The sequence below is a fragment of the Actinokineospora globicatena genome (genome assembly GCF_024171945.1).
Taxonomy (GTDB): Bacteria; Actinomycetota; Actinomycetes; order Mycobacteriales; family Pseudonocardiaceae; genus Actinokineospora; species Actinokineospora globicatena.
The window spans coordinates 874,618-900,796 of record NZ_JAMTCR010000002.1; the positions used below are offsets into that span (position 1 = coordinate 874,618).

The window sequence follows — 26,179 nt, forward strand, 5'->3', positions numbered from 1 at the left end:
CCGCCTCCGGTATCCCGGCCGGTGTCAGACGATCATCAGGACCCGACTACGAGATGGCGACCGCGACGATCAGGCCGAGGGCGATGTGCACCGCGGCGACCACGACGCTGGCCGGGGCGAACTTGTCGTCCTGGATGGTGGAGCCGACGTCCAACTTGGTCACCCATTCGAGGGTGCGCACGGCGAGCACCTGCACGACGATGCCGATCAGGCCGTAGACCACCGAGGTGATCAGGCCCGCGGTGAGGTCGCTCGCCGAGAAGTAGATCGCGACGACGATGATCAGCGCCATGCTGAGCATGCCGGAGGCGGTCACGATCACCGCGTTCGGCTTGCCGGTGCGGACCAGGTCGGAGAGCTTGCCCGGGGTGGTCCAGTCGATGGCGTAGAAGCCGATCAGCATCAGGACCAGGCCGATGATGGCGTACAGGGCGATCGCGCCGATCCCCTTGCCGAGGTCGGCGCCGAAGCCAGCGGGCAGGGCGATGTTCGACACCGCGGCGAGCTGAGTGGTCACGAGGTTCTCCATGGGTCTTACAGGGGGTCTTACTGCGGGATGCGGTGGGGGACGAAGGCGGCGCCGTCGTCGGTGACCAGGCCTGCGGTCTCCCGGATGCCGAGCCCGGCGGCGGTGTCGCCGATGAGCCAGGCGCCGAGCGCCGGTCGGTAGCCGTCGAACTCGGGCAGCGGGTCGAACGCCTGGTACACGAAACCCTCGGCGCCGTACACGCCGCCGGTCTGGGTCTCGTAGCCGGTGGCGACGATCTGCACGTTGGCGCCCTCACGGCCGAGCTTGGGTTTGCGCACGTACTCGGTGAGCAGGCCGGGCTCGTCGAGGAACGCGGGCAGCAGGTTCGGGTGCCCCGGGTACATCTCCCACAGCACCGCGAGGATCGCCTTGTTCGACAGCAGCATCTTCCACAGCGGCTCGACCCACAGGGTCCGCGGCAGTGACTCGACGACGCGCTTGCCGAAGTCCTCGCTGGTGACCCACTCCCAGGGGTAGAGCTTGCAGACGGTGGCCATGGTCGACTCGGCGAGGTCGACGAACCGGCCGAGGTCGGCGTCCCAGCCGATGTCCTCGATGGCCAGCCCGACGGTGTCCATGCCCGCCTCGGCCGCGGTCTCCTGCAGGTACGCGGTGGTCAGGTGGTCCTCACCGCTGGGATCGGCCCCCGACCAGGTGAAGTGCACCTCCTGCGAGGGCAGCAGGTCCTTGATCTCGGTCCACCGCTCGACCAGCTTCTCGTGGATCGAGTTCCACTGGTCGTCCTCGGGGAAGACGTCGGTCTTCCAGTACCACTGCACGACGGCCGCCTCCAGCAGGGAGGTGGGGGTGTCGGCGTTGTACTCCAGCATCCGCGCCGGGCCGGAGCCGTCGTAGCGCAGGTCGAACCGGCCGTAGACGTGCGGGTCGCGGCGCTTCCACGACTCGGCGATGTGCGGCCACACCCACTCGGGGATGCCGAAGTCTCGGTAGCGCTCGGTGAGCACGATGTTGTCGACGGCCTCCAGGCACATCGAGTGCAGCAGCTCCACGTCCGCCTCGATGGACAGGATCTCGTCCATGTCGAAGGCGTAGTGCACGGACTCGTCCCAGTACGGGCGCAGGCCGCCCCCGCCGTAGCGGGCGGGGGTGCCGAACACCAGTCCCTGCGACTCGATCCTGGCCCGCCAGTCGGCGCGGGCTGGGTGACGCTCTCGGCGCAACTCAGCTGCCCCCGCTCTTTCCGCCGCTGCTGACGCCGAGACCACCGCGCTGCACGGTCTTGCCCGAGTTCGTCTTGACCGTGGTGTCACTCGACGGCGACACGTAGCTACCGCCGCTGACCTTCTGGCCGACGGAACCCGAGCCGCCGTAGTTGTAGCGGTACGAGGTGCCGCCGATGTAGATGAAGCCGCCGCTGGAGTACCCACCGTGCGTGGTCGCGTACGAAGAGTCGCAGTAGTCGTCGTCGACGATCGTGCCGTCGCTGGTGGTGCACTGCGCCGTCACCTCGTCCGGTGTGGACGCGGCGTAGATCACGGCGACCAGCGCCACGACGCCGACGGTGACCCCGGAGCCGATGAGGATGCGCTTGCGCTTCTTGCGCTTGCGCTCGGCCTCCTCGTACGCCGCCTGCTCCGCTTCCCGCTGGCGGCGCTGGGCGTCTCGACGGGCGCGCTGCTCGGCCACCGAGGGTTTCTTCGCCGCGGTGGTCTCGTCCTGGTAGCTGATCGACCCGCGCTTGGGTTCGTCCTCGGGCAGTGGCTCGGGGACGTACGCGGGTACGGTGCTGCTGTTGTCGCTGGTCTTGCCGCTGTCGGGCTCGTCAGCAGCCCGCTCGGCGCCCGAGGGCTTGTCGTTGTCAGTCATGAACCACTCCCGGCGCGAACCCTAGCTGACCAGCGGCGCTGCTGTCGGATGTTTGTCGCGATCGCAACCCTGCTCACGGTGTTGTCCTCCCGTGGCCGCGTCCCCCGCCGGGACACGGCATCATGGAGTAGATGTCTGGCAGCGGCGGTTGGTTTCGGTCGAACGACAGCACGGCGAAAACCCGGGTCATGATGGGCGGGGCGTTCGCCGGTTCGCTGCTGCTCCTGACCACGAGCATGGTGTTCTCCTGGCCGGTCGGCGCGGGTGGCGCGGGGCTGACGGTGGCCGAGGAGGCGGACCTCGCGTTCGACTCCCCGGCGGGCAGCTGTCTCACCTGGACACCGCCGGACGGCACCGACATGGCCAGGGTCGACTGCGCCAAGCCGCACCTGTTCGAGGTGACCAGCAACGTCGACATCTCGGCGGAGTACCCGGAGTCGGCCCCCCCGCCGGACCAGGCCCGCTGGCAGCAGATCGCCGAGCAGAAGTGCACCCCGAGCGCCACCTCGTACCTGGGCGGCAAGCTCGACCCGTTCGGCCGGTACCGGATCAACGCGCTCAAGCCGGTGGACGCCAAGTGGCTCGACGGTGACCGGAAGGTGCGGTGCGGGCTGCAGCGGACGGCGCCGTCGGGCAGCCTGATCCCGGTGACCGGGTCGGCCGCGCGGCAGGACCAGTCCAATGTGCACGACCCGGGCACCTGCCTGGCGCTCGAGGGCCAGAAGATCGGCGACCCGATCGCGTGCGACAAGGCTCATGCGTACGAGATCGTCGGCAACGTGGATCTCGGTACGGCGTTCCAGGGCGAGTTCCCGCAGGAGACCGTGCAGCGCGAGCGGGCCATCGAACTGTGCGCGACGGTGACAGCCGAGTACACCGGCGGCGCGGACCTGGCGGCCAAGGGGCTGACCCCGTACCCGGACACGCTGCAGCAGGAGAGCTGGGACGCCGGCTCCCGCAAGGTCGACTGCAAGGTCGGCGCCAAGCTCCCCGACGGCTCCGGCCTGGCCCCGGTCACCAACAGCGTCCGCGGGGTCGTCCAGAGCACCACCTCCGCTCCCCCGACCACCACCACCGGGGGCTAGCCGGTGGAGATGTCCCGGGAGCGCTTCGAGGAGCTGGTGGCCGAGGCGCTGGACGAGATCCCCCGCGAACTGGCCCGCGCCATGGACAACGTCGTGGTCCTGGTCGAGGACCGCGACCCCCACGACCCGACGTTGCTGGGGCTGTACCACGGGGTGGCGTTGACGGAGCGCACTTCGCAGTACGGCGGGGAACTCCCGGATCGCATCTTCATCTACCGCTCGGCCATTTTGGATATCTGCGAGACGGACGAGGATGTGGTGGAAGAGGTGGCGATCACTGTAGTTCATGAAATCGCTCACCACTTCGGAATCGACGACGCCCGATTGCACGACCTCGGCTGGGGATAATTCCCGCTATTCCGCCTCCTGCTCGATCTGACGGCCCATTTCGTCGCCGCGGTCGGTGTTGGCCAACCACCAGGAATGGGTGTCCGGCCGCCAGTCGACAGCAGCGAGTTCGGTGACCAACCGCCGCAGCACGGCCTCGTCGTCACCCGGCCAGGGCACGAAACCCGGATCGCCCAACTCGCCGAACGCCATCAGCTTGTCGCGCAGCAACGTCTCGGCGACCTCCGTCACCAGGTCCACCACCGCCCGCTCATCACCGGCGACCTGCCTGACCACGAACACCAGATCGCGCAACGGAACCCAGTCATCGATCCCGTCGACCACCATCTCCCGGACGATCCGGTCGCTGCTACTCACTGGGCACCCGCCCCGCAGTGGGCGCCGGATCGGTCAGCGCCACGGCCACCGCCCAGCGCAACGGGACGAACTCGGAATCCCACGCCGGGGTCTCCCGGTCGACCGCATCCCGCGGGTCCTCCACGTAATTCGGCGGCGCCTCGGACATGCCGGGGATGTCGCCGGTCCAGATCGAACACCGCCGGGCCCGGAGCCCGATCGTGCCGCCACCCCCTTCCACCCCGACACTCGCGGTGATCGACGTCCCCACCTCGAAAGACGAGGCGAGGATGGTCCGGGCCACCGGAACCCACTGTTCCCCGGGGAACTGCCAGTTCAAGTCGCGGATGCCGGACAACAGGACCACCCCGGCATTGCCCTCGTCGAGCTGCAGGGCGCCCCGCAGGTCCACGAGCAACGCCACACTCGCCCAGGTCGTGTCCACCCAGACATCCACCAACTCGACCTCCTGCAACGAGTCCTCCTCGAGCAGATAGCCATCCTCGACACCACCCACCGATTTCGGCTGAGTGCCCACGAGCAAGTCACGAATCTTCACAATCCCTCCCCGGGATACAGGAGTCCGCCTCAATAGTCCCACCGGTGAGCACCCCAGATGCCACCCCCGCAACGAGATGGCCCATCCGAGCGACCCCATTCGGATTCCCCACACAGGCAGCCAGACTCTCCCTAACCTGCCCAAGTGTCGATCCCCGACCACATCCGACGACTGCGCACGACACGAGACCGCCTGACCGCCGCACGACAGGAACTCAACCCACCCACCTCATGGGTGAACGAGGCCGAACAAGTCAGCGGCTACATCCTCGGCCACACCGCCCGCTACACCCCGGTAATGGGCGCCCTCGAGGCAACCCGCTGGCACATCGACGCCCTGCTCACCTGCTTCGCACAGGTGGAAGCAGCCATCGACGCCGCCATCGCCCACCACGCCGGGCAGACGCCCGCAGCAGGTGCAGGCACCCCACGCCCATCCCCGTGGGTGCAGAACCGCCACGGCGATCGCTACCCCGAAGAGGTGATGCCATACGAGGAGGCCCTCCCTCAGCGCGTTCGAACGGGGACCGGGATGCCGATAGTCGGCTACGTCCAACTCGATGGCCAGGACTTCGGTTCAATCACGGCGATTCGAACCGATCCATGGGCCACCGCGGTTGCACGGAGGGTGCTGGCGCTCAAACTGCGCAGGGGCAAGACCCTCTTCAACCACGTGGAGATGAAGACAGTGGCTATGATGATTGAAACAGGCGCGAAGCACGGACAAGTGATTATCAACCATGCTCCATGCGGTTCCGAGCGGAACAAGCCGCCAGGGTGTGAGCAGGCGCTGCCCGAGTTCATTCCGGCAGGTCGCTCGCTCACAGTTCTGGGCACCGACGCTCAGGGGCAGCCGTTCAAGAGGACCTACCACGGGAAGGCGGAGAAGTGACCGAGGAACAACTACCGATCACCGGTGCTGGGTTTATCTCGATGGATGCGATTCCGCCGGGGGTTGATCTTGTTCGGGAGGTGCGGGCGATCAATGACGCGGGAGTGGAGATTCCGTGGATGTGGGTGCTCACCGAGGCGAGGGTCGAGTTCACCGCCGGTGAAGACCAGCCCGTGTTGACGTTTGGGGTGTACAACGAGGTTGGCGCGGTGCGGTGGGACGAGGGCGAGGATGAATACCTGCCCGTCGGGGGTTCCAATTCGGAGTGGGTTGCGTATTGGCTTGCTGGATCCCACGAGTCTTATATGCAGCCGCACACCGAAGTCCCCGTTGAGACCGCACTGCGGGCGGTGGCGGAGTTTCTGGAGACTCGGCGGCGGCCGACTTGTGTGGAGTGGCGGAAGGGGGAGTCCTGGGTCGAGGCGTTGGAGTCGGGGGGTTAGGTCAGGGACTCGATGATGTCGGCGGCTTTGGTGGGGCCGCCGGAGGATTGGGTTGTTGTGCGGAAGTTGGCGAGGTTGGTGGCGATGGTGGGGTCGGTGGTGATGTGGTGGAGGTCGGCCAGGAGGCGGGTGGGGGTGGCGTCCTCCAGGGGGAGGTGGGTGCCCAGGCCTAGTTCGGCGATGCGGGGGGCGTTGAGGAATTGGTCTACGGCTTGGGGGATGGCGATCATGGGGACGGCGAAGTGGAGGGCTTCCATGGTGGAGCCCATGCCCGCGTGGGTGATGAAAGCGGTGGCGGTGGCCAGGACGTTCACCTGGGGGACCCACTGGACCACCTCGATGTGGGCGGGGACGGTCCCCAGGGCTGCTGGGTCGATGAACTTGCCGACGGAGAGCAGGACGTGCCAGTCGTTGAGGTCCGCGAAGGCCGTGACGCAGGCTCGGTAGAAGTCCAGGCGGTTGGTGTAGGCCGAGCCGAGGCTGATGAGCAGGATCTTCTTACCGGCGGGCGGCGTCCATTTCCCCTGGTGCTCCCGTTCGTCGATGCTGGGGCCGACGAAGGTGTAGTCGGGGCCGACGGTGTCGCCTCGGATTTGCCAGGAGCGGGGGATGGTGACAATGCAGCGGCGGGGGCTGTGCTTGATTTCTTCGACGGTCAGGGAAACGCCCTGGGCGGCTACGAAGTCGGCAAACTCGGTGTCCATGGCGGCGATTTCGGGGCGCACCTCGGAATTCAGGCCGAAGTACTCCCGCCAGCCCTCGAACGCCACGTAAGTCGGTGACAACTGGACCGCGGGGACGCCCCACTTCGCGGCCAGGACCGGGGCGTGCCAGGCACCGATGTCGTACACGACGACGTCCGGCTTCTCCCCCGCGTACAGAGCCTCCACCTGCGGATACACCGCCAGGAACTCGTCGTGGAAGAGGCGCTGGGCACCCACTTCGTTGTCCGGCCAGTCTTGCTCGCCAGACGGGAAGGTGGACTCGTGCAGCAGCGGCTCGGCACCCGCTGCGGAAACCGCGTCGGCGAAATCGGCGCGGACAGTGAACGTGACCCGGTGGCCGCGCCGGACCAGCTCGGCGACCAAGGCAAGACTGGGGTTGATGTGACCGTGCGCGGGCACGGCCATGAATGCGACATGCACAGCAAAGCTCCTCACTCCGGAATTGACGACGAGACGGCGGAGGACCGATTACCGGTACAGGAGCTCAAGCAACATGCCGCAAAGGCTAGCAGACACGCAGGCGGTCAATCACCTGATTTATCCGCACTTACTGGTAGACAGAAGACGTCCGGGCGGGCAGGAGGCTTGCTGCTTCCTTACCCACCCGGACGGGGGTCACCCCTTCACGCAGATGACCTGCTTCAGCTTCGCGACGACCTCGACCAGGTCGTCCTGGGCGCGGATCACGTCGTCGATGTTCTTGTACGCCGCCGGGATCTCGTCGACGACGCCGGAGTCCTTGCGGCACTCGACACCAGCGGTCTGCGCGGCCAGATCCTCTGCGGTGTAAGAGTTCTTGGCCTTCGTGCGCGACATGCGGCGACCGGCGCCGTGCGACGCCGACTCGAACGAGTCCGGGTTGCCGAGCCCGCGCACGATGTAGGACCCGGTGCCCATCGACCCGGGGATGATGCCCATGTCCCCACGCCTGGCCCGGATCGCGCCCTTGCGGGTCACCAGCACCTCCTCGCCGAAGTGGGTCTCCTCGGCGACGTAGTTGTGGTGCGCGGAGATCGGCTCGTCGAACCGCACCCCGTGGAACCGGCGGCGCAGCACGTCGCAGACCAGGCGCAGCATGACCGAGCGGTTGCGCCGCGCGTAGTCCTGCGCCCAGTACAGGTCGTGCCGGTACGCGGCCATCTGCGGGGTCCCGGCGATGAACACCGCCAGGTCGCGGTCGGGCAGCGACTGGTTGTGCGCCAATCCGCGGGCGACCTCGATGTGGTGCAGCGCCAGGACGTTGCCGATGCCGCGCGACCCCGAGTGCAGCATCACCCAGACCTGCCCGGACTCGTCCAGGCAGACCTCGATGAAGTGGTTGCCGCCGCCGAGGGTGCCCATCTGCTTGAGCGCCTTGCCGCTGTCGCGCCGCACCAGCGGGGTCAGCTCGTCGAAGGCCTTCCAGAACGGTCCCCAGTCGGCGGCGTCGCGCGCGGTGAACGCCTCGGACTTGTGCGCCGCACGGCCCACCGGGACAGCGGCTTCCAGAGCTGTCCGAAGTGGAGCGAGCGACTCGGGCAAGTCGTTGGCAACCAACGAGGTCCGCACGGCCGTCATCCCGCAGCCGATGTCAACGCCGACCGCGGCAGGTGATACCGCGCCGCGCATGGCGATGACGGAGCCGACCGTGGCACCGATCCCATAGTGGACGTCAGGCATGACGGCCACGTGCTTGTAGGTCCACGGCAGCGCGGCGATGTTGCGGAGCTGGCGCAGCGCGACGTCCTCGACCTGCTCCGGGTCTGCCCAGAGGCGGATGTCGACGTTCGCGCCCGCGATCGTGGTTGCTGCCATGCCGGAAGGCTAAGCGAGGCAACGCCTCCGGCACGACCCGATTTACCGCAGCAGCCCGGCCCGCCGCCACAGCCGCCGCGACGGCCCGCCGATCATGCCGGTCCCGGTGAGGAACTCGACGACCTTCTCGACCATCCAGCGGCGGGTCTCGTGGAAGTGCGGGTTGGCCCGCGCGACCTCCCAGCCGACCCGCGGCGCGACCCCGATGACCTTGTACACCCGGGGGTTGACCAGGGCGTCCATCACCGCGATGGCCGTGGCCGCCGTCGCCAGCCGGTGCCACTCCAGGCCCGCCCGACTCAGGTTCGGCACGCTGCGGATGACCTCTTCACGCGCGTACCGGACGTGCCTGGCCTCCTCGATCACGTGGATCCGGTTCACCATCCTGATCAGCGGCTGGATCCCCGTGTCGTCCATTGTGGATCTCTGCAACCGGTCCGTCGCCTCCTCGGCGACCAGCACCGCGGCGAACATCGACGGCCCGCCCGCGACGGCCTTGTACACCCGGCCCAGGTTGTGCAGCAGCCTGCCGGGGCCGTAGTTCGGCGCGTCGAACCGGGCGATGGCCTTGGCGAACATGATCGAGTGCCGGGTCTCGTCGCCGACCTCGGTGAGCGCGTACTGGGCGTGCGGGCCGCGCGGGTCGAGGTCGTAGGCGTAGCGGACCAGCAGCTGCATCAGGATGATCTCGAACCACAGCCCGACACTGGCGATGCTGGCCATCTCGTGCTTGGACAGCTCGACGCGCTGCTCATCGCTGAGGCCCCGCCACAGGTCGGTGCCGTAGAGGGAGACGCGCTCGAACGGCATGTAGGCCTTGTCCGGGTCGAGCGGCGCGGCCCAGTCGATGTCGACGAACGGGTCGTAGGAGGTCCGGGCGGACGCGTCGAGCAGGCGGGCGCTCACCTGGTCGGCGTCCTTCGGTCGAAGTACACGAGCCATGGCGTGTCCACCCTCCGGATCCCGATCTCAGCACTGTTACGAACGGTAACAGTTACTTGCCGTCCAGGGTCGTCGAAAACTGGGGGGCCTGTCAAGGAGAACCGGCGGCCGACCGGACTCGCGGCTAGCGTCAGGACCATGAGTGCGGCGACGAAGATCCTCGACACGGTGCTCGACCGCGCGGTCGTACCGGGCTACACCAAGATCGGCTACGAACTGCGCCGCAAGTTCTGGGCGGCCGACCCCGCCCCCGACGCGCTCGACGGGAAGACGGTCGTCATCACCGGCGCCAACTCCGGACTGGGGAAGGCGACCGCCGCCGCGCTCGCAAAACTGGGTGCCGCTGTGCACATGATCGTCCGCGACCCGGCGAAGGGTGAGCGCGCCCGCGACGAGATCGCGAAGGACCTGCCGAACGCGCACCTGGAGATCGGCGTGTGCGACGTGTCGAACCTGGCGAGCGTGCGCGAGTTCGCCGCCGCCTTCACCGCCGAGCACGGCAGCCTGGACGTACTGGTCCACAACGCCGGATCACTGCCGCCCGAGCGCAGCGAGACCCCCGAGGGCAACGAGGTCACCCTGGCCACGCACGTGCTCGGCCCGTTCCTGCTGACCGGCCTGCTCCGCGACGCCCTCGCCGCCGCCAGGGGCCGGGTCGTCTTCGTGACCTCCGGCGGCATGTACGCGGCCCGGCTGCACAGCGACGACCCGCAGTACCGCAAGGGCGAGTACAAGGGCGGCAAGGCCTACGCCAGGACCAAGCGGATGCAGGTCGTGCTCGCCGAGCAGTGGGCGCAGCGGCTGGCCGACACCGGCATCACCGTCCACAGCACGCACCCCGGCTGGGCCGAGACCCCCGGCGTCAGCGGCTCGCTGCCCGGCTTCAACAAGGTGATGGGCCCCCTGCTGCGCAGCCCGGAACAGGGCGCGGACACCATCGTCTGGCTCGCCGCCGCCGACGAGCCGGGTCACTCGACCGGTGGGTTCTGGCACGACCGCCGGATCCGCCCGACGCACTTCCTGCCGTGGCAGCACGACGACCCGCAGGACCGCAAGGAATTGTGGGACCTGTGCGTCCGCGAGACGGGTCTGTCGATCTAGATTCACCCCCAGGGCCACCAAACACGACCGGGTGACGTCCGGATTGCGGTACCGCTGACCTGCGCTGACGCTCAACAGCATGGGTAACAGACAACGAATCGCAGCCGCAGTCCTCGCCGTGACCGCGCTAGTGCTCGGTCCGGCCCAAGCCACCGCCGACCCGCTCGTCCGGCAGGTCCGGGGCTCCGCCGCGGCGAAGGCCCTCGCCCGCGTGCAGTACCTCGACCGCGCCGCGCCACTGGCCAGGGCCGTCGCCGCCGAGTACGGCATCCCGGCGTCGGTCACCGCGGGACAGTCGATCCTGGAGTCCTCCTGGGGGCAGAGCAGGCTCGCCGTCAACGACCTGAACTACTTCGGCTTCAAGTGCACGTCCGCCGGTCCCGGCCCGTTCGCCGTGGGCTGCCACGACTACCCGACCACCGAGTGCACCCCGGACTGCCACCAGGTGCAGGCCCTGTTCCGGGTCTACGACTCGATGCAGGCGTCCTTCCGCGACTACGGCCGCGTGCTGTCTACCAGCAAGAACTACATCGCAGCGCTACCTCTGGCGCATGACCCCAACGCGTACGTGACGGAGGTAGCCCGGAAGTACGCCACGGACCCTCTCTACGCAGGCAAGGTTATCCGCATCATGCAGGAGAACGACCTCTACCGACTAGACGCGCCGTTGCCCTAAGTAGCTGATCAGACACGATCGGCATCGGTACCGAGAAAGTTGCCCCCCAGACAAAATAGGGTCCCTAGTCCTGTATTTCGCGCTACCCCCCGCGCTCTGTTAGGGGTGAGAGACACCGCCCTTGGCGCAGGAGGAACGCGATGTTGTGCACGGTGGAGCTGGACGAGGAGATCGCCGCACTTGAAGCGTCGTTTGCCCCCTGCGTGCCGCGGCAACAGGCACGCTACGGCGTCCACTTCCCGACCGTCGCCGACCGCGACAACCTGGACCTGGTAGTCGCGGCCGCGATCGGTGGCGACAACAGCGCCACCGAGCAGCTGCTCATCTTCTTGCGCCCGCTGGTGCTGCGGTACTGCCGGGCGAAGCTGGGCAGGCTCCCCCGGTCGTTCGCGACCGCCGACGATGTCGCGCAGGAGGTGTGCGTGGCGGTGTTCCGCGCCCTGCCGACCTACCAGCAGCTGGGCAGGCCGTTCCTGTCCTTCGTGTACGGCATCGCCGCGCACAAGATCGCCGACGTGCACCGGGCCAACTCCCGGGACAAGTCGGACCCGATCGCCGACACCCCGGACACGATGAGCCTGGAGGACGGCCCGGAGCAGGTGACCCTGCGGCACGAGCTGGTCGAGCAGACCGGCGCGCTGCTGCGGACGTTGACGCCCCGGCAGCGCGAGATCCTGGTGATGCGGATCGTGATGGGCATGTCCGCGCAGGAGACCGCCGAGGTCGTGGGCACCACCGCCGAGGCGATCCGGGTCGCCCAGCACCGGGCGCTCAACCGGCTGCGCAAGACGCTCGCGCGGCACTGAAACTCCGTCGCGCGAGCACTGGCTCGCGCGGCACCGAAGACTTCCGAGGGCGGGAGGCCGCCAGCCGTGGCTCGATCCGGGGGGAGCGGGCCACGGCTGGCGAGGGGGTAAGACGCGTCTGGCGCTACTCGCGGGGAGGCGAGTGCGCCAGGCGTTTGGGGGGAGGACCGCTGGTCGTGACCTGTGGGGGATGGGTCACGACCAGCGGTTTTCAGCGCTCTAGGGCTGTACGGCCGACATCCGGCGGGAACCGGGTCTCGTTCCGGTCGATCTTGGCGTTACCGGCCGCGATGAGGTCTACCCCCAGCACATCGGCTAGCCGGACGAGGTAGAGCAAGACGTCCGCCATCTCGTCTTCGATGCGTGCGCGTGCGTCCGGGTCGTCGGGCGCGGCCGCTGCCTCTTCGGGCGTCAGCCACTGGAAGAGCTCGTTCAGCTCCCCCACCTCACCGGTTAGGGCCATCACCAGGTTCTTAGGGGTGTGGAACGGCCCCCAAGCACGGGCATCGGCGAAGGCTCGTTGGCGGGAAGAGAGTTCTTCTAGGGTCACGGGTCCGTCTTCTTCTTAGACCGGAGCAGGATCTTGTCCGACTGCGGGACCGACTTGCCCGCCGACGGGACCTGCTCGACGACCACCCAGTTGCGGTCGACCACCAGTTGCCTACCTTGTCCCGTTGCGTCTTCCTCGGTCAGGTAGAAGAACCCAGCCTTCTGCATGGCGTCTTGAGCGTCTTGGTGGTCCATCCCGACCACGTTGGGCACTTCGGCGTTCTTCACGGCCGAGCTCGGCGGCGCCAGCGTCGGCGGCTCGGGGATCTGGGTCGGGCCAGGACCGCAGGCCACGACGGTGAACAGGACCAGGACGGCGGTGAGCGCGCGGGTCGTCACCGTTCCATGATCAGTGATCTCCGCCGGTGCCGCCAGCCGCCCGCCTGCGCCTGGCCTGGTGCCACGCGTCGAGTTCCACGATGGCCGGGCCGAACGCCATCACCAGCAGCAGGCTGATCCCGAGCACGACCCCCACCCAGACCAGAATCGCCATCACCATCACGCACCTCCGTTGACCGTTTTCCCTGCTCCACCAGCGTGAACCCGGGTGGGGGTGTCGCGAATCGGCCAGAGGGGTCGGCGCGGGGGCCGACCGGTCGGTGTTGCCGCCGGACGGGGTCGGCCGATCGGCCGATGGGGACGCGCCGGTCGACCGAGGCGCGGGCGGCGGCGGGCGCCTACGTTTCTGGACCATGGAGCTGCTCGCGCCCGCCCGCCGCTGGCTGGCCGCACTGCTGGGTCTGGCGTACCTGTTCGACTTCGTGCTCAACCTGGCGCGGAGAGACGGGCTGGCGGAGGCGTTGTTGCCGCTGCCGCTGCTCGCGTTCACGCTGCTGGCGCTCGCCCGGCCCCTACTGGGGGTGGTCGGGGGCGCGCTGTGGCTGGTCGGCGGGTCTTACGTGGCGGCGGTCAACGGCCAGGCCGTCATCACCCGGGTAGGTATCGAGACGCTCTTTCTGTCCGAGACGGTCGCGATCGGCGCTCTAGTGGCGATCGCGGTGTGGCGGGGCAAACGCGGCGCGGCGTTCGTGGCGATACCTGTGCTGGCAGTGGCAGGTATGGCCGCGAGTGTTCTCCGGCTCTCGCAGCACTACTCCTCGTACTACTACCTGCTCGACAGCCACCAACTGGTCGTGATGGCGCTAAGCGGCGGCGTTGTCCTACTCGGCGGCTGCATCGTCGGCTACGCACTACGCACGCATGACGACCACGGGACGTCCGCGCAGACCCGGCAGCTGATCCGCAGGCAGTGGCCACTGGCCGCCGCGCTCTTGGTGCTGATCCTGGTCGACATGTCGAGCTCGACGGGGGCGGTGCTGAACCCGGTCGGTCGCGACCTGATCTACCTGGTGCCGGTGGTGTTCTTGTTGGCCACGGCGGCGTGTGCGGTTCTAGGTCCGATCGCGCCGGTGCGGTACACGATGATCGCGGCGGTGGTGATGGTCGGTGCCTCTATGGCACTCAGCCCCCTCACCCTGATCTTCGGCTCTTACTCCATGTTCCCCGTGCCGCTGTCGGTCGCTGCCGCACACATGGCGTTGGTCGCGTACCTCGCGCGGTATGCCGAGCGCGGTAAGGCTGCCGCGGGCGTGGGCGCGTTGGTGGTCGTGGACGTGCTGGTGGCGCTGTCGGTGTACGGGATGGTGGACCTGAGCTGGGAGTTCATGTTCATCGCCGGTTTCCTGCTGGTGGTGGCGGTCGCGACGGGGCAGTACTTCCGGTCGCGGGACCGGGAGCGGGCGCAGTCGGTGAAGGTCGCCGTTACCGGCGCGCAACAGGCGGAGCGGATGGCGCTGGCGCGGGAGCTGCACGACGTGGTGGCGCACCACGTGACCGGGATCGTGGTGGCCGCGCAGGCCGCCCGGATGGTCGGAGAGACGAACCCGGCGGCGGCGGTCCAGGCGATGGAACGCATCGAGGCCGCGGGCGGGGAGGCCCTCGCGGCGATGCGGATGCTGGTCGGCAGCATGCGCGGCGCCCCCGTGGCGGGCGCGGAGGGCCAGGCGACCATGGACCTGGCCGCTGACCTGCGGGCACTGGTGGAGAACTTCGCCGGGCCGGAGATCGACATGACGCTCGACCTGCCGGACTCGCTTCCCCCCGAGGCCGGGCGGTCGGTGCTGCGGATCGTGCAGGAAGCGCTGACCAACGTGGGCAAACACGCGCGCGGGGCGACGAAGGTGACGATCAGCATCGGGGTGGTGGAGGACGAACTGCGGCTGCGGGTGGCCGACGACGCCACGCGGGTCGAGCTGCGGCCCCCCGGCGGATCCGGCGGTTACGGTCTGGTGGGGATGCGGGAGCGGATCGACCTCCTCGGGGGGCGGTTCACGGCCGGGCCCGACGAGCCGAACGGGTGGGTCGTGGACGCCGGGTTCCCGTTGCGGGCGGAACGCGCTGGACGGGGGGAACAGCTGTGATCAGGGTGTTGATCGCGGATGACCAGGAGATGGTGCGGGTCGGGTTCCGGATGATCCTGGAGTCGCAGGAGGACATCGAGGTGGTGGCCGACGTGGCTGACGGGGTGGCGGCGGTGGGGCGGGCCAGGGAGTTGCGACCGGACGTGTGCCTGGTGGACATCCGGATGCCGGGGATGGACGGGCTGGCGGTGACCAGGACGCTGGCGGGGCCGGAGGTGGCGGACCCGCTGAAGGTCGTGGTGGTGACGACGTTCGACCTGGACGAGTACGTGCACACCGCGCTGGCGAACGGGGCCAGCGGATTCCTGCTGAAGGACGCCGGACCCGCGTTGCTGATGGAGGCGGTGCGAGCGGCGGCGCGGGGGGACGCACTGGTGTCACCCCAGATCACGGTGCGGCTGTTGCGGCACTTCGCGGCGGCGGCGCCAGTGGTGGGGGCCAACCCGTTGACGGAGCGGGAGACGGACGTGGTGCGGGCGGCGGCCAGGGGGCTGACCAACACCGAGATCGGGCAGGAGCTGTACCTGTCGCTGTCCACGGTGAAGACCCACCTGGCCGCCGTCCAGGGCAAGATCGGCGCCCGCAACCGGGTCGAGATCGCCGCCTGGGCCTGGCGGACCGGCTTGATGGCGGTCTAGCAGGCGGGGGCGGGTGGGGAGGTGGGCCGCGGGGTCAGGCGGCCAGCTTGTCCCTGGCTTCGGCCGCGACGGCGGCAAGGCGGTCGAGGGTCGTGCGGGTGAGGACGATCTCGAAGCCCTCCATGCGGCCGCCGAAGTAGAGGGACATGGCGGCCGGACCGTCGGGCGAGTAGGTGATCTCGCAGTCGTCGTCGACCTTGGCCCAGGTGTTCATGTGGAAGCCGGAGTGCATGTGTTCGCCTCTTTCGTGAAGGGGGTTGGCACGGAAAGCGTGCGGCGTGATGGAACCGGGCCGGAGGCTCTCCGCGCAAGCTTTCACCGGGGTCATTCACCCGTAAAGGCCATGACAACAGCGTTGTATTGCAGGCTGCTCGTCGGGACACTTTCACCGCGAATGCAAGATTCCTAACGAGTGAGGGGCGGGCGCACGTGCGCGAGACGACGACCGGTTCGACGGTGCCGCGCAGGCAGCTCGGGCGGTACCTGAGGGAACTGCGGGGCCGCGCCCGGCTGACGGTGCGCGCCGCGGCGGCCGAGCTGGAGTGGTCGGAGACCAAGATCTGGCGGATCGAGACCGGCCAGACCCCGTTGCGCAGCCTGGACACCGAGGCCATGTGCAAGATCTACGGCGCGTCCGAGGAGCTGACGGACTACCTCAAGACGCTGTCCAAGAAGACCAAGGAACAGGGCTGGTGGCACGGTTACGGTGACGTCATTCCGGATGGTTTCGGCCTCTACATTGGGCTAGAAGAAGCCGTGTCGTCTATGCAGTGCTACGAGACATCACTAATACCGGGATTGCTACAAACACCACACTATTCTCGAATGCTAATCAAGGAGTACAAGCCGCTGGCGACCGACGACGAGATCGAGCGGCGTGTCGAATTGCGGTCAGCACGGCAGGCGTTGCTAACCAGATCGGTGGCCCGACCATCGGTTTCGGTGGTGCTGAACGAGGCCATTCTTCGGCGCCCGGTCGGCGGCCCGAAGGTCATGGCCCACCAGCTAATCCACTTGGCAGAGCTGGCGCAATTGGATACAGTCCACCTGCGAGTGATCCCGTTCGCGGTCGGCATGTACCACGGGCTGATAACCGGACCGTTTGTCATCATGCGCTTCCCAAACAACGGAACTCGGGATAGCGAGCCACCAGTGGTGTTCATCGAACACTTGGCGGGCGAACTGTTCCTGGACAAGCCCAGCGAGGTGGAGCTGTATGGGACGACGTTCCACAACACCTGGACCACGTCGCTGGACGAACAAGCCAGCCTGCACCTGATCAGACAAGCGGCGAAGGAGTTCCGTCAATGAGCAATGTCGTGTGGCGCAAGAGCAGCCGCAGCACGCCGGAGCGCAACTGTGTGGAGGTCGCGTTTCGGGACCTCCACACGGTGATGGCTCGGGACAGCAAGCAGGGGGATGGGCCACGGCTGCGGTTCAACCGGGCCGAGTGGGCTGTCTTCCTGCGGTCCGTCTAGACCACTGTCTTCACGGTCAACTGGTTGCCCGGCGGGGTGCCCGCGCACCCCGTCCCGGGTAGCTCCACGAAGGCCGAACCGGTGTCGTGCGGCGGGTAGACCCGCAGGCCACGCACCTCCGTCGGCTGGCAGACCGTTGGGTCGTAGTTCTGGACGTTCACGAAGCCCACGTCCGCCGAGGCCGAGGTGCCCGGGTCGAGGCGGACCGGGGAGCCCTTGGTGCCGACTCGGAACGCGGCCGGGCCGACCTGGTGGCCGTCGTCGCCTGCCACGTAGGAGACGCCGGGGAAGCCCTGGATGACGCAGAGCCGGGTGCCGGTGTTGGTGAAGATCAGCTTGCGGTAGACGGTCCCGGCGGCCGCGTCGCCGTCACGCACCGCGAGTTTCAGTTCGTCGACCTTGCAGTCGTCCGTGGCTGGGGGGTCGACCGACTCGGTGGTCGGGGGCGCCACCTGGGGTTGCGACACCGTGGAGGTCGCCGAGGGGATCTCCGCTTGGGGTTGTAGGCCCTCGGAGCGCTGCCCGGCGCAGCCGGAGACCGCCAGCAGCAGGACCAACAACCCGGTACCGTTTCTCACCCACCTCATACCTCCACAATGCGCCAGTTCTCCACCGTTCGCCACCTGGCCGGGGTTCACACGGGGGGTGACGCCGTGGGAAGAATTGCCGCCCGTTCGGGGGTAGTTACTGGCGGGAACCGGCCAGTAGCGTCGCGGCATGGGGTCGGCACGATTACCCGGGGGCGACGTGGCCAGGGACCGGCGGCTCAGCTGGCTGCTCGGGTCCAGCGCGTTGTCCAACCTGGGCGACGGCATCGGCAAGGTCGCCTTCCCCCTGCTCGGCGCCAGCCTCACCCGCGACCCCGTGCTCATCGCCGGGCTCTCCGCGACCGCCTTCCTGCCCTGGCTGCTGTTCGCCCTGGTCAGCGGCGCGCTGGTGGACCGGGTCGACCGGCGCAAGGCCATGCTGCTGGCCAACACCTCCCGCGCGGTCATCGTGGGAGCGCTCGGGATCCTGGTCCTGTTCGACGCGACGACCATCTGGCTGCTCTACGCCATGGCGCTGCTCATCGGCACCGTCGAGACCATCGCCGACAGCGCAGCGCAAGCGCTCATCCCGGCCGTCGTACCGCGCTCCCAGCTGGAGTCCGCGAACGGCAAGCTGCAATCCGCCGAGATCGTCGGGCAGACCTTCCTCGGCGGCCCGCTCGGTGGCGTCACCTTCGCCGTGGCTGCCTCGCTGCCGTTCGTGCTCAACTCGGCTGGGTTCGCGATAGCGGCGATCTTCCTGCTGGCCATCCGCGGTGGCTACCGGCCCAAGGTGACCGGCCCGGCGCCCAAGCTCCGCGTGCAACTCGCCGAGGGCCTCACCTGGGTGCGCAGCCGCCCGCTGATGGTCCAGCTGGTCGCGTTCGCCGCCGCGCTGGCGCTGACGTCGGAACTGGCGCAGGCCCTGCTCGTGCTCTACGCGCTGGAAGACCTCGGGCTCGACATCGCCGCGTTCGGCGTCTTCGCCCTGGTCGGCGGCGTGGGCGGACTTCTCGGCGCGGCCATCGCACCCCGGCTCACCAAGGTGCTCTCCCGCCGCGCCGTGCTGACCTCGGCCGTCGCCGGGTGCGCGATCGCGTTCGGGGTCATGGGGCTGGTCTACGAGCCCATCTCCGCCGCCCTGCTGTTCGGTGTGTTCGCCGCCAGCGTGGTGACGGTGAACGTCATCATCGGCGCCCTGCGGCACGCCCTGATCCCCGAGCACCTGTTCGGGCGGGTCCTGGGCGTCTGGCGCACGGCCGTCTGGGGGGCGATCCCGCTCGGCGCGCTGCTCGGCGGCGTCCTCGCCGCCTGGCTCAACACCCGGGCGGTCTTCCTGATCTCCGGCGGGCTGCAGCTGCTGCTGGCCGGGGCGCTGTGGGCGGTCATGGCCAAGTTCGAGGCCGAGATCGACAGCCTCGGCCAGGTCGAGGACCCGGTGGACAGCCCGGCCGACAGTCAGATCGACAGGCCGGTCGACGGCCCGGTCAAGGACCAGGGTGAACCGGCGTTATCCGAGGAGAGCGCGCCCGCCGGGGCGTAGCGCGGGCGCGCCCTGCGGACAGCTACTTGCTGGCCACCTTGCGGTACTTCGACACCGCGAGCGGGGCGAAGATCAGCAGGATGACCGCGCACGAGATCAGCGCGTAGAGCGCCGCGTGCTGCACCGGCCACGCGTCCGAGCGCCCGAGGACACCCGTGCGCGCGGTGTTGCCGAACAGGTCCCGCGCCGCGTCGGCGATCGCGGTGATCGGGTTCCACTCGGCGAACGCCTTGAGCGGGCCGGGCATGCTCGACGCCGAGACGAACGCCGACGAGATGAACGACACCGGGAACATCCAGATGAAGCCCGCGCTCTGCGCGACCTGGACGCTGCCGGAGATCAGCCCGATGAACGCGCCGATCCAGGACATGGCGAACGAGAACAGCAGCAGCAACAGGTAGCCGGTGACCGCGTCCAGGAAACTGCCCCGGATGCGCCAGCCGACCAGCAGCCCGCACAGCGACATCACCAGCAGGCCGATGGCGCTGACCGCGAGGTCCGCGGCCGTGCGACCGACCAGCACCGCGGCCCTGGCCATCGGCAGCGACCGGAACCGGTCGATGACGCCCTTCTCCAGGTCGGCCGCCATGCCGATGGTGGTGTACGCCGAGTTGAAGGCCACCGTCTGGGCGAAGATGCCGCCCATCAGGAACTCCCGGTAGGCGGCCGGGTCGTCGCCGATGCTGTTGGCGAACACGAACGAGAACAGCAGCACGAACATGATCGGCTGCAGGGTGGCGCCGAGCAGCAGGTCGGGCTGGCGGCGCACGTTCATCAGGTTGCGCCAGGTGACGACCCCGCTGTCGCGGGCGTTGGCGGTGATGACGCTCATCGGGACTTCGCCTTCCTGCCCTTGGTCTTCTTGTCGTCGGTCTCCGCCTCGGGCTTCTCCTCGGCGAGGTGGCCGGTGAGGGCCAGGAACACGTCGTCGAGCGTCGGCCGGTGCAGGCCGACGTCGAGCACCGACACGTTCTGCTGGTCGAGCCTGCGCAGCGCCTCCACCAGCGCCTTCGGGCCGGTGTCGACCTTGACCAGCACCTTGCGCTGGTGCTCCTCGGTGGTCGGGGCGTCCGACCCGACCTCGGCGAGCACCTGCGCGGTCGCGGCCAGCTCGGCCGCGTCAGCGACCACGATCTCGAGCCGCTCACCGCCGACCTGGGCCTTGAGCTGGTCGGCCGTGCCGCCCGCGATGACCTTGCCGTGGTCGATCACCAGGATGGTGTCGGCCAGCTGGTCGGCCTCCTCCAGGTACTGCGTGGTCAGCAGGACCGTGGTGCCGTCGGCGACGAGCTCGCCGATGATCTCCCAGGTGTCCATCCGGCCGCGCGGGTCGAGACCGGTGGTCGGCTCGTCGAGCACCACGACCGCCGGCTGGGCCACGAGCGCGCCCGCCAGGTCGAGCCTGCGCCGCATGCCGCCGGAGTAGGTCTTGGACGGGCGGTCGCCCGCGTCGTCGAGCCGGAAGCGGGAGATCAGCTCGCGCGCCCTGGTGGACGCGTCGGAGCGGGACATCCCGTAGAGCCTGCCGACCATGTACAGGTTCTCGTAGCCGGTGAGGTGCTCGTCGACCGCCGCGTACTGGCCGGAGAGGCCGATCGAGCGGCGGACGGCGTCCGGGTCGGCCACGACGTCGTGACCGGCCACGAACGCGCGGCCGGAGTCGGGTTTGAGCAGTGTGGTGAGGATGCGAACGGTGGTGGTCTTGCCGGCACCGTTGGGGCCGAGCAGGCCCAGCACGGTCCCGGACGGGATCTCCAGATCAACGCCGTCCAGGGCGCGGGTCGTCCCGAAGGTCTTGACCAGCGCTTCCGCGCGCACAGCGATCGAGGACGCGGGCGGGGGCATGAGCCCTCCCTGAATAGTCCGAATGAGTACGCGGCGGAGGGTAGACCCACCCACCGACAACTCGCCGCGATTTTCGTCAACCGGACCTTCCCCCACTTGACGCGACCGCGCTACAGGTCGACCCCGGTCCACTCCAGACAGTGCCATCCGGTGGTGCGCGGTTCAAGCAGCACATGTCCGGTGTTGGGCAGGAGCCGGGCGTTGGTCAACCGGGCGCCGACGTTGTCGGCCAGCCATTCCGCGCCGAGGCGGATGATCCCGCCGTGGCTGACGACCACGACGAGACCGCTGGGGTGCGCGTCGCGAATTCGCTCGATCGTGGAGAGGTAGCGGTCGCGGATCTGCTCGCCGCTCTCGCCACCGGGCATGGCCGCCGCGAGATCGCCCTGGGTCCACCTCAGGTACACCTCGCCGAAGCTGCGGAGGGCGTGCTCGTCCGAGCGGCCTTCCAGATCGCCGACCTGTAATTCGTGCAGGCCTTCGACAACCTCGACGGCCAGGCCGTGCTGCTTCGCGACCGGGGCCGCTGTCTCCTGCGCGCGCACGGCGACACTGGCATAGACGGCTACGACTTCGTCTTCCGCTAGACGCTCAGCTAGTGCCAACGCCTGACGGTGGCCCATCTCGGTAAGAGACGGACCGGGCGGACGGGAGTCGAGCGCGTGGCGGAGATTAGAGGGCGTCTCACCGTGGCGCGCGAGCATCAACCGCACGCTCACGGCTGCTCCCCGCGCAAGAGGGCACCCACCCATCGCGTGGACTTCTCGTAGTCGATAGCGCGGTGGGGAGCGTCGACCTCCGTCGGATTGCCCTCCGCCTTGGGGTAAGAGCCCAGGAACAGGACCCTTTGACTACGGCGGCGGAGCGCACCAAGAGCGTCGGCAACGCGCGGCTCGGAGATGTGCCCGTCGAAGTCCAGATAGAAGCGGTACTCGCCGAAGCGGTTGCGCAGCGGGCGGGACTCGATGCGGGTCAGGTTGATGCCGCGGCTGGCGAACTCGTTGAGCACCGCGGCCAGTTCCCCCGGCTGGTGGGACAGGACCACGATCACCGACGTCCGATCGGCACCGGTCGGCGCGGGCAGCCGCTCCGGGCGGGCCAGCAGTAGGAACCTGGTGATCGCGTCGCGCTCGTCGGCGACGTCGGTGGCCAGCACGTCGAGCGAGTAGTGGTGCGCGGCGACCGGTGCCGTGACGGCCGCGTCGAACTCACCGGACTGCACGCCGACGGCGGCACCGGCGGTGGACGAAGCAGGCCTGCGGGCCGCGTCCGGCATCGTCTCCTGGATCCAGCGCTCGACCTGGGCCAGCGCGTGCGGGTGGCTGGCGATCGACCGGACGTCGGCCGCCTTCAGGCCGGGGCGCACGAGGATCGAGAACCGGATCGGGAGCAGGTACTCGGCGAGGGCGACAACCGGCGGGGCGTCGGCGGCGAGGGTGTCCATGGCCGCGGAGACCGCGCCCTCCACCGAGTTCTCGATCGGCACGCACGCCAGCTCCGCGAGCCCGGAGCGCACCGCGCCGACCGCCTCCGGGATCGTGGGCATGGGCAGGAACTCGGCGTCGGGGGCGAGCGCCCTGGCGGCCTGTTCGGTGAAGGTCCCCTTGGGTCCGAAGTACGCGGTTGTCGGCACGCGGCCCACAGTACGCAGGCCCAACCGCCGGATGGCTATGTGGCGGTTGCCAAACGGCGGTTACCGCCGGTGTCCCCCGGATGCCATGCTGGAACGGTGACCGCGGATTCGAAGACCGGCGTGGTGGCGGCGTCCCGCCGCGGTTCCAGCCCCCTCGAACTCGTCCTATGCGCGGTGGGTGAATCGCTGGCGTCAGCATGGGAAACGGCCGCCGAAGGGCGACCGCACATCCGTGTCCACCGTGGATCGGTCCTCGACGTACACGCGGACGCGGTGGTGTCGCCTGCGAACTCTTACGGCTGGATGCGCGGTGGCGTGGACGCTGTCTACGCGGCGCACTTCCCCGCCATCGAGCAGCAGGTTCGTAGCGCTGTCTTGGCGTACCACGGTGGGGAGCTACCGATCGGCGAGGCGCTGATCGTGCCCACGGGTGCGACGCGGCCCGCGTGGCTCATCACGGCGCCGACGATGAAGGAGCCCGCGCAGGCTCTCGCGCCCGAGACCGTCCACCCGTACCTAGCCGCGAAAGCGGTGTTCCGGCTCTGGCGGGAAGGTGTGCTCGACGACGGCGCGCCCGTGCGGGGGACGGTGAAGACCATCGCGATGCCGGGGTTGGGCACCGGTATCGGCGGGGTGCCGCCCCAGGTGTGCGCTCGGCAGGTCGCGGCCGCGTGGGACGCGGTGTTCGAGCCGGGCAGTGTGGCACGAACCTGATGTTCGCGGCGACGTCATGTGCGCCACACCCGTTGTCCCCCGATCGGTGCATTCGGTCACAGCGCGAACCAGGCCCCAGCACCTACGTTGGCTCCCGTACACCCATTCCGGCGCGAGGGAGCCCGAGATGGCGCGGGTCCGTGAGCTGAGCCCGTACGTGGAGCTGCGCCGCGAGCAGTGGCGCGAGCTGCGGGAGTCGACGCCCCTGCCGCTGAACCTCGACGAGCTGGTCGAGCTGCGCGGGTTGGGTGACCCGGTCGACCTGGACGAGGTGGTCGACGTCTACCTGCCGCTGTCGCGGCTGATCTCGCTGCAGGTCGCCGCCAGGCAGCGGCTCTACAACACCACCGTCGAGTTCCTCGGTGAGGACAGCCCGGCGAAGGTGCCGTTCGTGATCGGCATCGCTGGCAGCGTCGCGGTCGGCAAGTCGACCACCGCCCGGCTGCTGCGGCTGCTGCTGGCCCGCTGGCCGGACCACCCGCACGTCGACCTGGTGACCACCGACGGCTTCCTGTTCCCCCGCGCGGAGCTGGACCGGCGGAACCTGATGAGCCGCAAGGGCTTCCCGGAGAGCTACGACCGGCGGGCGTTGCTGCGGTTTGTGTCCGAGGTGAAGTCGGGCGCCGACGAGGTGCGGGCGCCGGTGTACTCGCACCTGGCCTACGACATCCTGCCCGGCAAGGAGCAGGTTGTGCGCAAGCCGGACATCCTGATCGTCGAGGGCCTGAACGTGCTGCAGCCCGCCGCCCGGCTCGCCGTGTCCGACCTGTTCGACTTCTCCATCTACGTCGACGCGCACTCCGACGACATCGAGCGCTGGTACATCGACCGGTTCCTGGCGCTGCGGCACACCGCCTTCTCCGACCCGGCGTCGCACTTCCACCACTACGCGAGCCTCACCGACCAGGAAGCCGTGGCCGAGGCGACCCGGTTGTGGAAGCAGATCAACGAGCCGAACCTCGCGCACAACATCCTCCCGACCCGGCCACGCGCGACGCTCGTGCTGCGCAAGGGCGCGAACCACCGGATCAGCCGAGTCCGACTCCGTAAGCTCTAGAGCCGTGATCAGGGTGCTGCTCGTCGACGACCATGAGGTGGTCCGACGCGGGCTGCGCGATCTGCTCGACGGCGAGGACGGCATAGAGGTCGTCGCCCAGGCCGGAGGCGTCGGCGAGGCTCTAGCGCTGGTAGCGGCGCGGCCGGTGGACGTCGCCGTGGTCGACATGCGGCTGCCCGACGGGGACGGGGTGTCGCTGTGCCGGTCGCTGCGGGCGCTGGACCCGGCACCGGCGTGCCTGGTGCTGACCGCGTTCGACGACGAGGCCGCCCTGGTTGAAGCGATCATGGCGGGGGCGTCGGGCTACCTGTTGAAGCAGGTCAGGGGCCAGGACCTGGTGACCGCGGTGCGCGAGGTCGCGGCCGGGCACTCGCTGCTCGATCCGGTGACGACGGCCCGGGTGCTCGACCGGGTGCGGCGCAGCGCGGAGACCGACGAGCTCGCGGGCCTCACCGAGCGCGAGCGCGAGGTGCTCGCCCTGGTCGGGGACGGGATGTCGAACCGCGAGATCGCCGAGCGGCTGTTCCTGGCGGAGAAGACGGTCAAGAACCACGTGACCTCCGTCCTGGCCAAGCTCGGGATGGCCCGGCGGACACAGGCCGTGGCGTGGTTCGCCCGCAGGCGGTGACGCGCCCACGGTCGAAGGACTCTGTGCTCGCCCCTTCCGGCGTTTCGTAGACTCCTCGGACCGCGACCCGCTTGGGGGAGACACCATGCTCGACCACGACGACTACCGGGGAGCCCGCTACTTCCCGGCACTGGACGGCCTGCGGGCGGTCGCGGTGGTCCTCGTCGCGTTCGCCCTCTACGCCAGCTCCCGGTTCAACTGGCTGGACGAGTGGGTGGGGGTGTCGGTCTTCTTCGTGCTGACCGGGTTCCTGGTCACGCGGCTGCTCTTGCGGCCAGAGCCGCTCAAGGAGTTCTACGCGCGTCGGTTCTTCCGGCTGGTGCCGCTCTACCTGGCCATCTTGCTGGGTGTGGCCGCGTTCGCGTACCTGCGCGGTGAGTTCCAGATCCGGGAGATGCCCCGGCTGTTGATGTACTACCTGACGTTCAACAACGAGTTCGCGGGCGCGGATCCGCTGTTCGGCACCTCGTGGATCGTCGGGATCGAGGCCAAGTTCTACCTGGTGTGGCCGCTGGCGGTGGTCGCTCTGGGCCGCTTCGCGCCGTTGGCCCTGGTGCCCGCGGTGGCGTTGGTGCCGTTCAGCGGGATGGCCGTGTCCTACGTCTTGCTGCTGCTCGGCTCGGTGGTCGCGTTCGTCTTGCACTACCCGCGCACGTTCGCCCTAGTGCGGCCGTTGACCCACCCGTGGGCGGTAGTCCCGGTCGGGCTGCTGTGCATCGGGCTGTCGCGGTGGCACCTGGGTGTGGGGATCGGCGCGTCCCTGCTGGTCATCTGCCTGGTGTCGTCCGGGCCGGTGCACCACGTGTTCTCGGCGTTCCGGTTCGTGGGGCGGCGCGCCTACGCGATGTACCTGCTGTTGCTGCCCACGCACTTCGTGGTGGTCCTGGTGGCGCCGCCGCTCAAGCAGGACTCCCTGGTGACGGTCGCGACCGTGCTCGTCGTCAGCCTCTGCCTGGCCGACCTGGTCCACCGCTGGGTCGAGAAGCCGGTGACGGCCTTCGGCAAGCGTTTGCTGGCCAAGCGCCAAGCGCCGCCGACGGCGGATCACGAGCCCACCCAGCCGTCGATGGCCGCTGCCGCCTGAC

33 protein-coding genes are annotated in these 26,179 nt (G+C 68.8%); 16 read left to right on the plus strand and 17 right to left on the minus strand.

From position 1 onward, the window contains the following. Positions 1–46 precede the first annotated feature (46 nt). Genes LV79_RS04105 through LV79_RS04115 form a run of 3 tightly spaced genes read right to left on the minus strand, consistent with a single transcriptional unit; the run spans position 47 to position 2,356 of the window. Positions 47–517 carry a DUF350 domain-containing protein gene (locus LV79_RS04105; protein WP_211346419.1) on the minus strand — a complete coding sequence of 157 codons (471 nt, stop codon included), beginning with the start codon at positions 515–517 and terminating at the stop codon, positions 47–49. A 29-nt stretch (positions 518–546) separates the two neighbouring features. Then, positions 547–1,710 carry a glutathionylspermidine synthase family protein gene (locus LV79_RS04110; RefSeq protein ID WP_253832187.1) on the minus strand — a complete coding sequence of 388 codons (1,164 nt, stop codon included), beginning with the start codon at positions 1,708–1,710 and terminating at the stop codon, positions 547–549. 1 nt (position 1,711) lies between these two features. Beyond that, a complete protein-coding gene (locus LV79_RS04115; RefSeq protein WP_253832189.1) occupies positions 1,712–2,356 on the minus strand; it encodes a hypothetical protein in 645 nt (214 codons plus the stop codon). A 131-nt stretch (positions 2,357–2,487) separates the two neighbouring features. Here LV79_RS04115 and LV79_RS04120 point away from each other — a divergent pair, with 131 nt between their 5' ends. Further along, positions 2,488–3,441 carry a septum formation family protein gene (locus LV79_RS04120; RefSeq protein WP_253832191.1) on the plus strand — a complete coding sequence of 318 codons (954 nt, stop codon included), beginning with the start codon at positions 2,488–2,490 and terminating at the stop codon, positions 3,439–3,441. A 9-nt stretch (positions 3,442–3,450) separates the two neighbouring features. Further along, positions 3,451–3,789, plus strand: a complete 339-nt coding sequence (locus LV79_RS04125; RefSeq protein WP_253832194.1) for a metallopeptidase family protein — start codon at positions 3,451–3,453, stop codon at positions 3,787–3,789. A gap of 6 nt (positions 3,790–3,795) precedes the next feature. On the opposite strand, the gene LV79_RS04130 is transcribed toward LV79_RS04125, so the two are convergent. Both LV79_RS04130 and LV79_RS04135 read right to left on the minus strand, forming a co-directional pair. Next, the gene (locus LV79_RS04130) at positions 3,796–4,146 is read right to left on the minus strand and encodes a hypothetical protein (RefSeq protein WP_253832196.1); all 351 of its coding nucleotides are present in this window, start codon (positions 4,144–4,146) and stop codon (positions 3,796–3,798) included. Further along, positions 4,139–4,684, minus strand: a complete 546-nt coding sequence (locus LV79_RS04135) for a hypothetical protein (RefSeq protein WP_253832198.1) — start codon at positions 4,682–4,684, stop codon at positions 4,139–4,141. The genes LV79_RS04130 and LV79_RS04135 overlap by 8 nt, the downstream gene beginning before the upstream one ends. A gap of 144 nt (positions 4,685–4,828) precedes the next feature. On the opposite strand from LV79_RS04135, the gene LV79_RS34330 reads away from it, so the two are divergent. Next, positions 4,829–5,575, plus strand: a complete 747-nt coding sequence (locus LV79_RS34330; RefSeq protein ID WP_253832200.1) for a DddA-like double-stranded DNA deaminase toxin — start codon at positions 4,829–4,831, stop codon at positions 5,573–5,575. Further along, complete coding sequence (locus tag LV79_RS04145) at positions 5,572–6,018, plus strand: Imm1 family immunity protein (protein ID WP_253832202.1); 447 nt, start codon at positions 5,572–5,574, stop codon at positions 6,016–6,018. The genes LV79_RS34330 and LV79_RS04145 overlap by 4 nt, the downstream gene beginning before the upstream one ends. On the opposite strand, the gene LV79_RS04150 is transcribed toward LV79_RS04145, so the two are convergent. From LV79_RS04150 to LV79_RS04160, 3 genes are all read right to left on the minus strand, one after another. After that, positions 6,015–7,148 (minus strand): macrolide family glycosyltransferase, encoded by a 1,134-nt coding sequence (locus LV79_RS04150; RefSeq protein ID WP_301320652.1) that lies wholly within the window; start codon positions 7,146–7,148, stop codon positions 6,015–6,017. The genes LV79_RS04145 and LV79_RS04150 overlap by 4 nt on opposite strands. Positions 7,149–7,358: 210 nt before the next feature. Continuing rightward, positions 7,359–8,537, minus strand: a complete 1,179-nt coding sequence (locus LV79_RS04155) for an RtcB family protein (RefSeq protein WP_253832205.1) — start codon at positions 8,535–8,537, stop codon at positions 7,359–7,361. Between the two features lie 42 nt (positions 8,538–8,579). Beyond that, on the minus strand, positions 8,580–9,479 hold the full coding sequence (locus tag LV79_RS04160) for an AurF N-oxygenase family protein (protein ID WP_253832207.1): 900 nt from the start codon (positions 9,477–9,479) through the stop codon (positions 8,580–8,582). Positions 9,480–9,617: 138 nt separating this feature from the next. Here LV79_RS04160 and LV79_RS04165 point away from each other — a divergent pair, with 138 nt between their 5' ends. From LV79_RS04165 to LV79_RS04175, 3 genes are all read left to right on the plus strand, one after another. Further along, positions 9,618–10,580 (plus strand): SDR family NAD(P)-dependent oxidoreductase, encoded by a 963-nt coding sequence (locus LV79_RS04165; RefSeq protein ID WP_253832209.1) that lies wholly within the window; start codon positions 9,618–9,620, stop codon positions 10,578–10,580. 79 nt (positions 10,581–10,659) lie between these two features. Continuing rightward, complete coding sequence (locus LV79_RS04170; protein WP_253832211.1) at positions 10,660–11,256, plus strand: glucosaminidase domain-containing protein; 597 nt, start codon at positions 10,660–10,662, stop codon at positions 11,254–11,256. A 140-nt stretch (positions 11,257–11,396) separates the two neighbouring features. Beyond that, positions 11,397–12,062 (plus strand): sigma-70 family RNA polymerase sigma factor, encoded by a 666-nt coding sequence (locus LV79_RS04175; RefSeq protein WP_253832213.1) that lies wholly within the window; start codon positions 11,397–11,399, stop codon positions 12,060–12,062. Positions 12,063–12,273: 211 nt separating this feature from the next. Here LV79_RS04175 and LV79_RS04180 read toward each other — a convergent pair whose 3' ends face one another. Genes LV79_RS04180 through LV79_RS04190 form a run of 3 tightly spaced genes read right to left on the minus strand, consistent with a single transcriptional unit; the run spans position 12,274 to position 13,104 of the window. Further along, a complete protein-coding gene (locus tag LV79_RS04180) occupies positions 12,274–12,612 on the minus strand; it encodes a nucleotide pyrophosphohydrolase (protein WP_253832215.1) in 339 nt (112 codons plus the stop codon). Continuing rightward, positions 12,609–12,950, minus strand: coding sequence for a PASTA domain-containing protein (locus LV79_RS04185; RefSeq protein WP_253832217.1), 342 nt, complete (start codon positions 12,948–12,950; stop codon positions 12,609–12,611). The genes LV79_RS04180 and LV79_RS04185 overlap by 4 nt, the downstream gene beginning before the upstream one ends. A 10-nt stretch (positions 12,951–12,960) precedes the next feature. Next, entirely contained in the window at positions 12,961–13,104 is a 144-nt protein-coding gene (locus LV79_RS04190) for a hypothetical protein (protein WP_253832219.1), read from the minus strand. A gap of 199 nt (positions 13,105–13,303) precedes the next feature. Here LV79_RS04190 and LV79_RS04195 point away from each other — a divergent pair, with 199 nt between their 5' ends. Together LV79_RS04195 and LV79_RS04200 are read left to right on the plus strand one after the other, a co-directional pair. Continuing rightward, positions 13,304–15,031, plus strand: a complete 1,728-nt coding sequence (locus LV79_RS04195) for a sensor histidine kinase (RefSeq protein ID WP_253832221.1) — start codon at positions 13,304–13,306, stop codon at positions 15,029–15,031. Next, the gene (locus tag LV79_RS04200; protein ID WP_253832224.1) at positions 15,028–15,669 is read left to right on the plus strand and encodes a response regulator; all 642 of its coding nucleotides are present in this window, start codon (positions 15,028–15,030) and stop codon (positions 15,667–15,669) included. The genes LV79_RS04195 and LV79_RS04200 overlap by 4 nt, the downstream gene beginning before the upstream one ends. A gap of 34 nt (positions 15,670–15,703) precedes the next feature. Here the strand turns inward: LV79_RS04200 and LV79_RS04205 are convergent, their stop codons facing one another. Next, positions 15,704–15,901, minus strand: a complete 198-nt coding sequence (locus LV79_RS04205) for a hypothetical protein (RefSeq protein ID WP_253832226.1) — start codon at positions 15,899–15,901, stop codon at positions 15,704–15,706. A gap of 197 nt (positions 15,902–16,098) precedes the next feature. Between LV79_RS04205 and LV79_RS04210 the strand changes: the two genes are divergently transcribed. Both LV79_RS04210 and LV79_RS04215 read left to right on the plus strand, forming a co-directional pair. Then, entirely contained in the window at positions 16,099–16,980 is an 882-nt protein-coding gene (locus tag LV79_RS04210; protein ID WP_253832228.1) for a helix-turn-helix domain-containing protein, read from the plus strand. After that, on the plus strand, positions 16,977–17,147 hold the full coding sequence (locus tag LV79_RS04215) for a DUF397 domain-containing protein (protein ID WP_253832230.1): 171 nt from the start codon (positions 16,977–16,979) through the stop codon (positions 17,145–17,147). The genes LV79_RS04210 and LV79_RS04215 overlap by 4 nt, the downstream gene beginning before the upstream one ends. Here the strand turns inward: LV79_RS04215 and LV79_RS04220 are convergent. Next, positions 17,144–17,734, minus strand: a complete 591-nt coding sequence (locus tag LV79_RS04220) for a DUF4232 domain-containing protein (protein WP_253832232.1) — start codon at positions 17,732–17,734, stop codon at positions 17,144–17,146. The genes LV79_RS04215 and LV79_RS04220 overlap by 4 nt on opposite strands. A gap of 130 nt (positions 17,735–17,864) precedes the next feature. Here LV79_RS04220 and LV79_RS04225 point away from each other — a divergent pair, with 130 nt between their 5' ends. Then, positions 17,865–19,217 carry an MFS transporter gene (locus tag LV79_RS04225; RefSeq protein ID WP_253832234.1) on the plus strand — a complete coding sequence of 451 codons (1,353 nt, stop codon included), beginning with the start codon at positions 17,865–17,867 and terminating at the stop codon, positions 19,215–19,217. A 22-nt stretch (positions 19,218–19,239) separates the two neighbouring features. Here LV79_RS04225 and LV79_RS04230 read toward each other — a convergent pair whose 3' ends face one another. The 4 genes from LV79_RS04230 to pheA form a co-directional block, all read right to left on the minus strand. Beyond that, complete coding sequence (locus LV79_RS04230) at positions 19,240–20,049, minus strand: ABC transporter permease (RefSeq protein ID WP_253832236.1); 810 nt, start codon at positions 20,047–20,049, stop codon at positions 19,240–19,242. Continuing rightward, entirely contained in the window at positions 20,046–21,062 is a 1,017-nt protein-coding gene (locus LV79_RS04235) for an ATP-binding cassette domain-containing protein (RefSeq protein WP_253832238.1), read from the minus strand. Before LV79_RS04235 ends, LV79_RS04230 begins: the two co-directional genes overlap by 4 nt. 110 nt (positions 21,063–21,172) lie before the next feature. Continuing rightward, positions 21,173–21,775: a histidine phosphatase family protein gene (locus LV79_RS04240; protein WP_253835773.1), complete on the minus strand. Its 603-nt coding sequence runs from the start codon at positions 21,773–21,775 to the stop codon at positions 21,173–21,175. A 2-nt stretch (positions 21,776–21,777) separates the two neighbouring features. Next, a complete protein-coding gene (gene pheA / locus LV79_RS04245; RefSeq protein ID WP_253832240.1) occupies positions 21,778–22,695 on the minus strand; it encodes a prephenate dehydratase in 918 nt (305 codons plus the stop codon). Between the two features lie 96 nt (positions 22,696–22,791). Here pheA and LV79_RS04250 point away from each other — a divergent pair, with 96 nt between their 5' ends. The 4 genes from LV79_RS04250 (at position 22,792) to LV79_RS04265 (ending at position 26,178) form a co-directional block, all read left to right on the plus strand. Beyond that, positions 22,792–23,409, plus strand: a complete 618-nt coding sequence (locus LV79_RS04250; RefSeq protein ID WP_253832242.1) for a macro domain-containing protein — start codon at positions 22,792–22,794, stop codon at positions 23,407–23,409. A gap of 127 nt (positions 23,410–23,536) precedes the next feature. Beyond that, positions 23,537–24,466, plus strand: a complete 930-nt coding sequence (coaA, locus tag LV79_RS04255) for a type I pantothenate kinase (protein ID WP_253832244.1) — start codon at positions 23,537–23,539, stop codon at positions 24,464–24,466. Between the two features lie 7 nt (positions 24,467–24,473). After that, on the plus strand, positions 24,474–25,094 hold the full coding sequence (locus LV79_RS04260) for a response regulator (protein ID WP_285469869.1): 621 nt from the start codon (positions 24,474–24,476) through the stop codon (positions 25,092–25,094). Positions 25,095–25,179: 85 nt separating this feature from the next. Then, complete coding sequence (locus LV79_RS04265; protein WP_253832248.1) at positions 25,180–26,178, plus strand: acyltransferase family protein; 999 nt, start codon at positions 25,180–25,182, stop codon at positions 26,176–26,178. Position 26,179: the final 1 nt, after the last annotated feature.

What these genes read in the sequence shown, in the direction of transcription:
- LV79_RS04205 (WP_253832226.1), bottom strand. Translation starts at nt 15,901, where the DNA reads ATGCACTCCGGCTTCCACATGAACACCTGGGCCAAGGTCGACGACGAC.
- LV79_RS04195 (WP_253832221.1), top strand. Translation starts at nt 13,304, where the DNA reads ATGGAGCTGCTCGCGCCCGCCCGCCGCTGGCTGGCCGCACTGCTGGGT.
- LV79_RS04150 (WP_301320652.1), bottom strand. Translation starts at nt 7,148, where the DNA reads ATGGCCGTGCCCGCGCACGGTCACATCAACCCCAGTCTTGCCTTGGTC.
- LV79_RS04230 (WP_253832236.1), bottom strand. Translation starts at nt 20,049, where the DNA reads ATGAGCGTCATCACCGCCAACGCCCGCGACAGCGGGGTCGTCACCTGG.
- LV79_RS04215 (WP_253832230.1), top strand. Translation starts at nt 16,977, where the DNA reads ATGAGCAATGTCGTGTGGCGCAAGAGCAGCCGCAGCACGCCGGAGCGC.
- coaA (WP_253832244.1), top strand. Translation starts at nt 23,537, where the DNA reads ATGGCGCGGGTCCGTGAGCTGAGCCCGTACGTGGAGCTGCGCCGCGAG.
- LV79_RS04235 (WP_253832238.1), bottom strand. Translation starts at nt 21,062, where the DNA reads ATGCCCCCGCCCGCGTCCTCGATCGCTGTGCGCGCGGAAGCGCTGGTC.
- LV79_RS04190 (WP_253832219.1), bottom strand. Translation starts at nt 13,104, where the DNA reads ATGGCGATTCTGGTCTGGGTGGGGGTCGTGCTCGGGATCAGCCTGCTG.
- LV79_RS04220 (WP_253832232.1), bottom strand. Translation starts at nt 17,734, where the DNA reads ATGAGGTGGGTGAGAAACGGTACCGGGTTGTTGGTCCTGCTGCTGGCG.
- LV79_RS04125 (WP_253832194.1), top strand. Translation starts at nt 3,451, where the DNA reads ATGTCCCGGGAGCGCTTCGAGGAGCTGGTGGCCGAGGCGCTGGACGAG.
- LV79_RS04160 (WP_253832207.1), bottom strand. Translation starts at nt 9,479, where the DNA reads ATGGCTCGTGTACTTCGACCGAAGGACGCCGACCAGGTGAGCGCCCGC.
- LV79_RS04120 (WP_253832191.1), top strand. Translation starts at nt 2,488, where the DNA reads ATGTCTGGCAGCGGCGGTTGGTTTCGGTCGAACGACAGCACGGCGAAA.
- LV79_RS04155 (WP_253832205.1), bottom strand. Translation starts at nt 8,537, where the DNA reads ATGGCAGCAACCACGATCGCGGGCGCGAACGTCGACATCCGCCTCTGG.
- LV79_RS04170 (WP_253832211.1), top strand. Translation starts at nt 10,660, where the DNA reads ATGGGTAACAGACAACGAATCGCAGCCGCAGTCCTCGCCGTGACCGCG.
- LV79_RS04165 (WP_253832209.1), top strand. Translation starts at nt 9,618, where the DNA reads ATGAGTGCGGCGACGAAGATCCTCGACACGGTGCTCGACCGCGCGGTC.
- LV79_RS04265 (WP_253832248.1), top strand. Translation starts at nt 25,180, where the DNA reads ATGCTCGACCACGACGACTACCGGGGAGCCCGCTACTTCCCGGCACTG.
- LV79_RS04175 (WP_253832213.1), top strand. Translation starts at nt 11,397, where the DNA reads ATGTTGTGCACGGTGGAGCTGGACGAGGAGATCGCCGCACTTGAAGCG.
- LV79_RS04225 (WP_253832234.1), top strand. Translation starts at nt 17,865, where the DNA reads ATGGGGTCGGCACGATTACCCGGGGGCGACGTGGCCAGGGACCGGCGG.
- LV79_RS04115 (WP_253832189.1), bottom strand. Translation starts at nt 2,356, where the DNA reads ATGACTGACAACGACAAGCCCTCGGGCGCCGAGCGGGCTGCTGACGAG.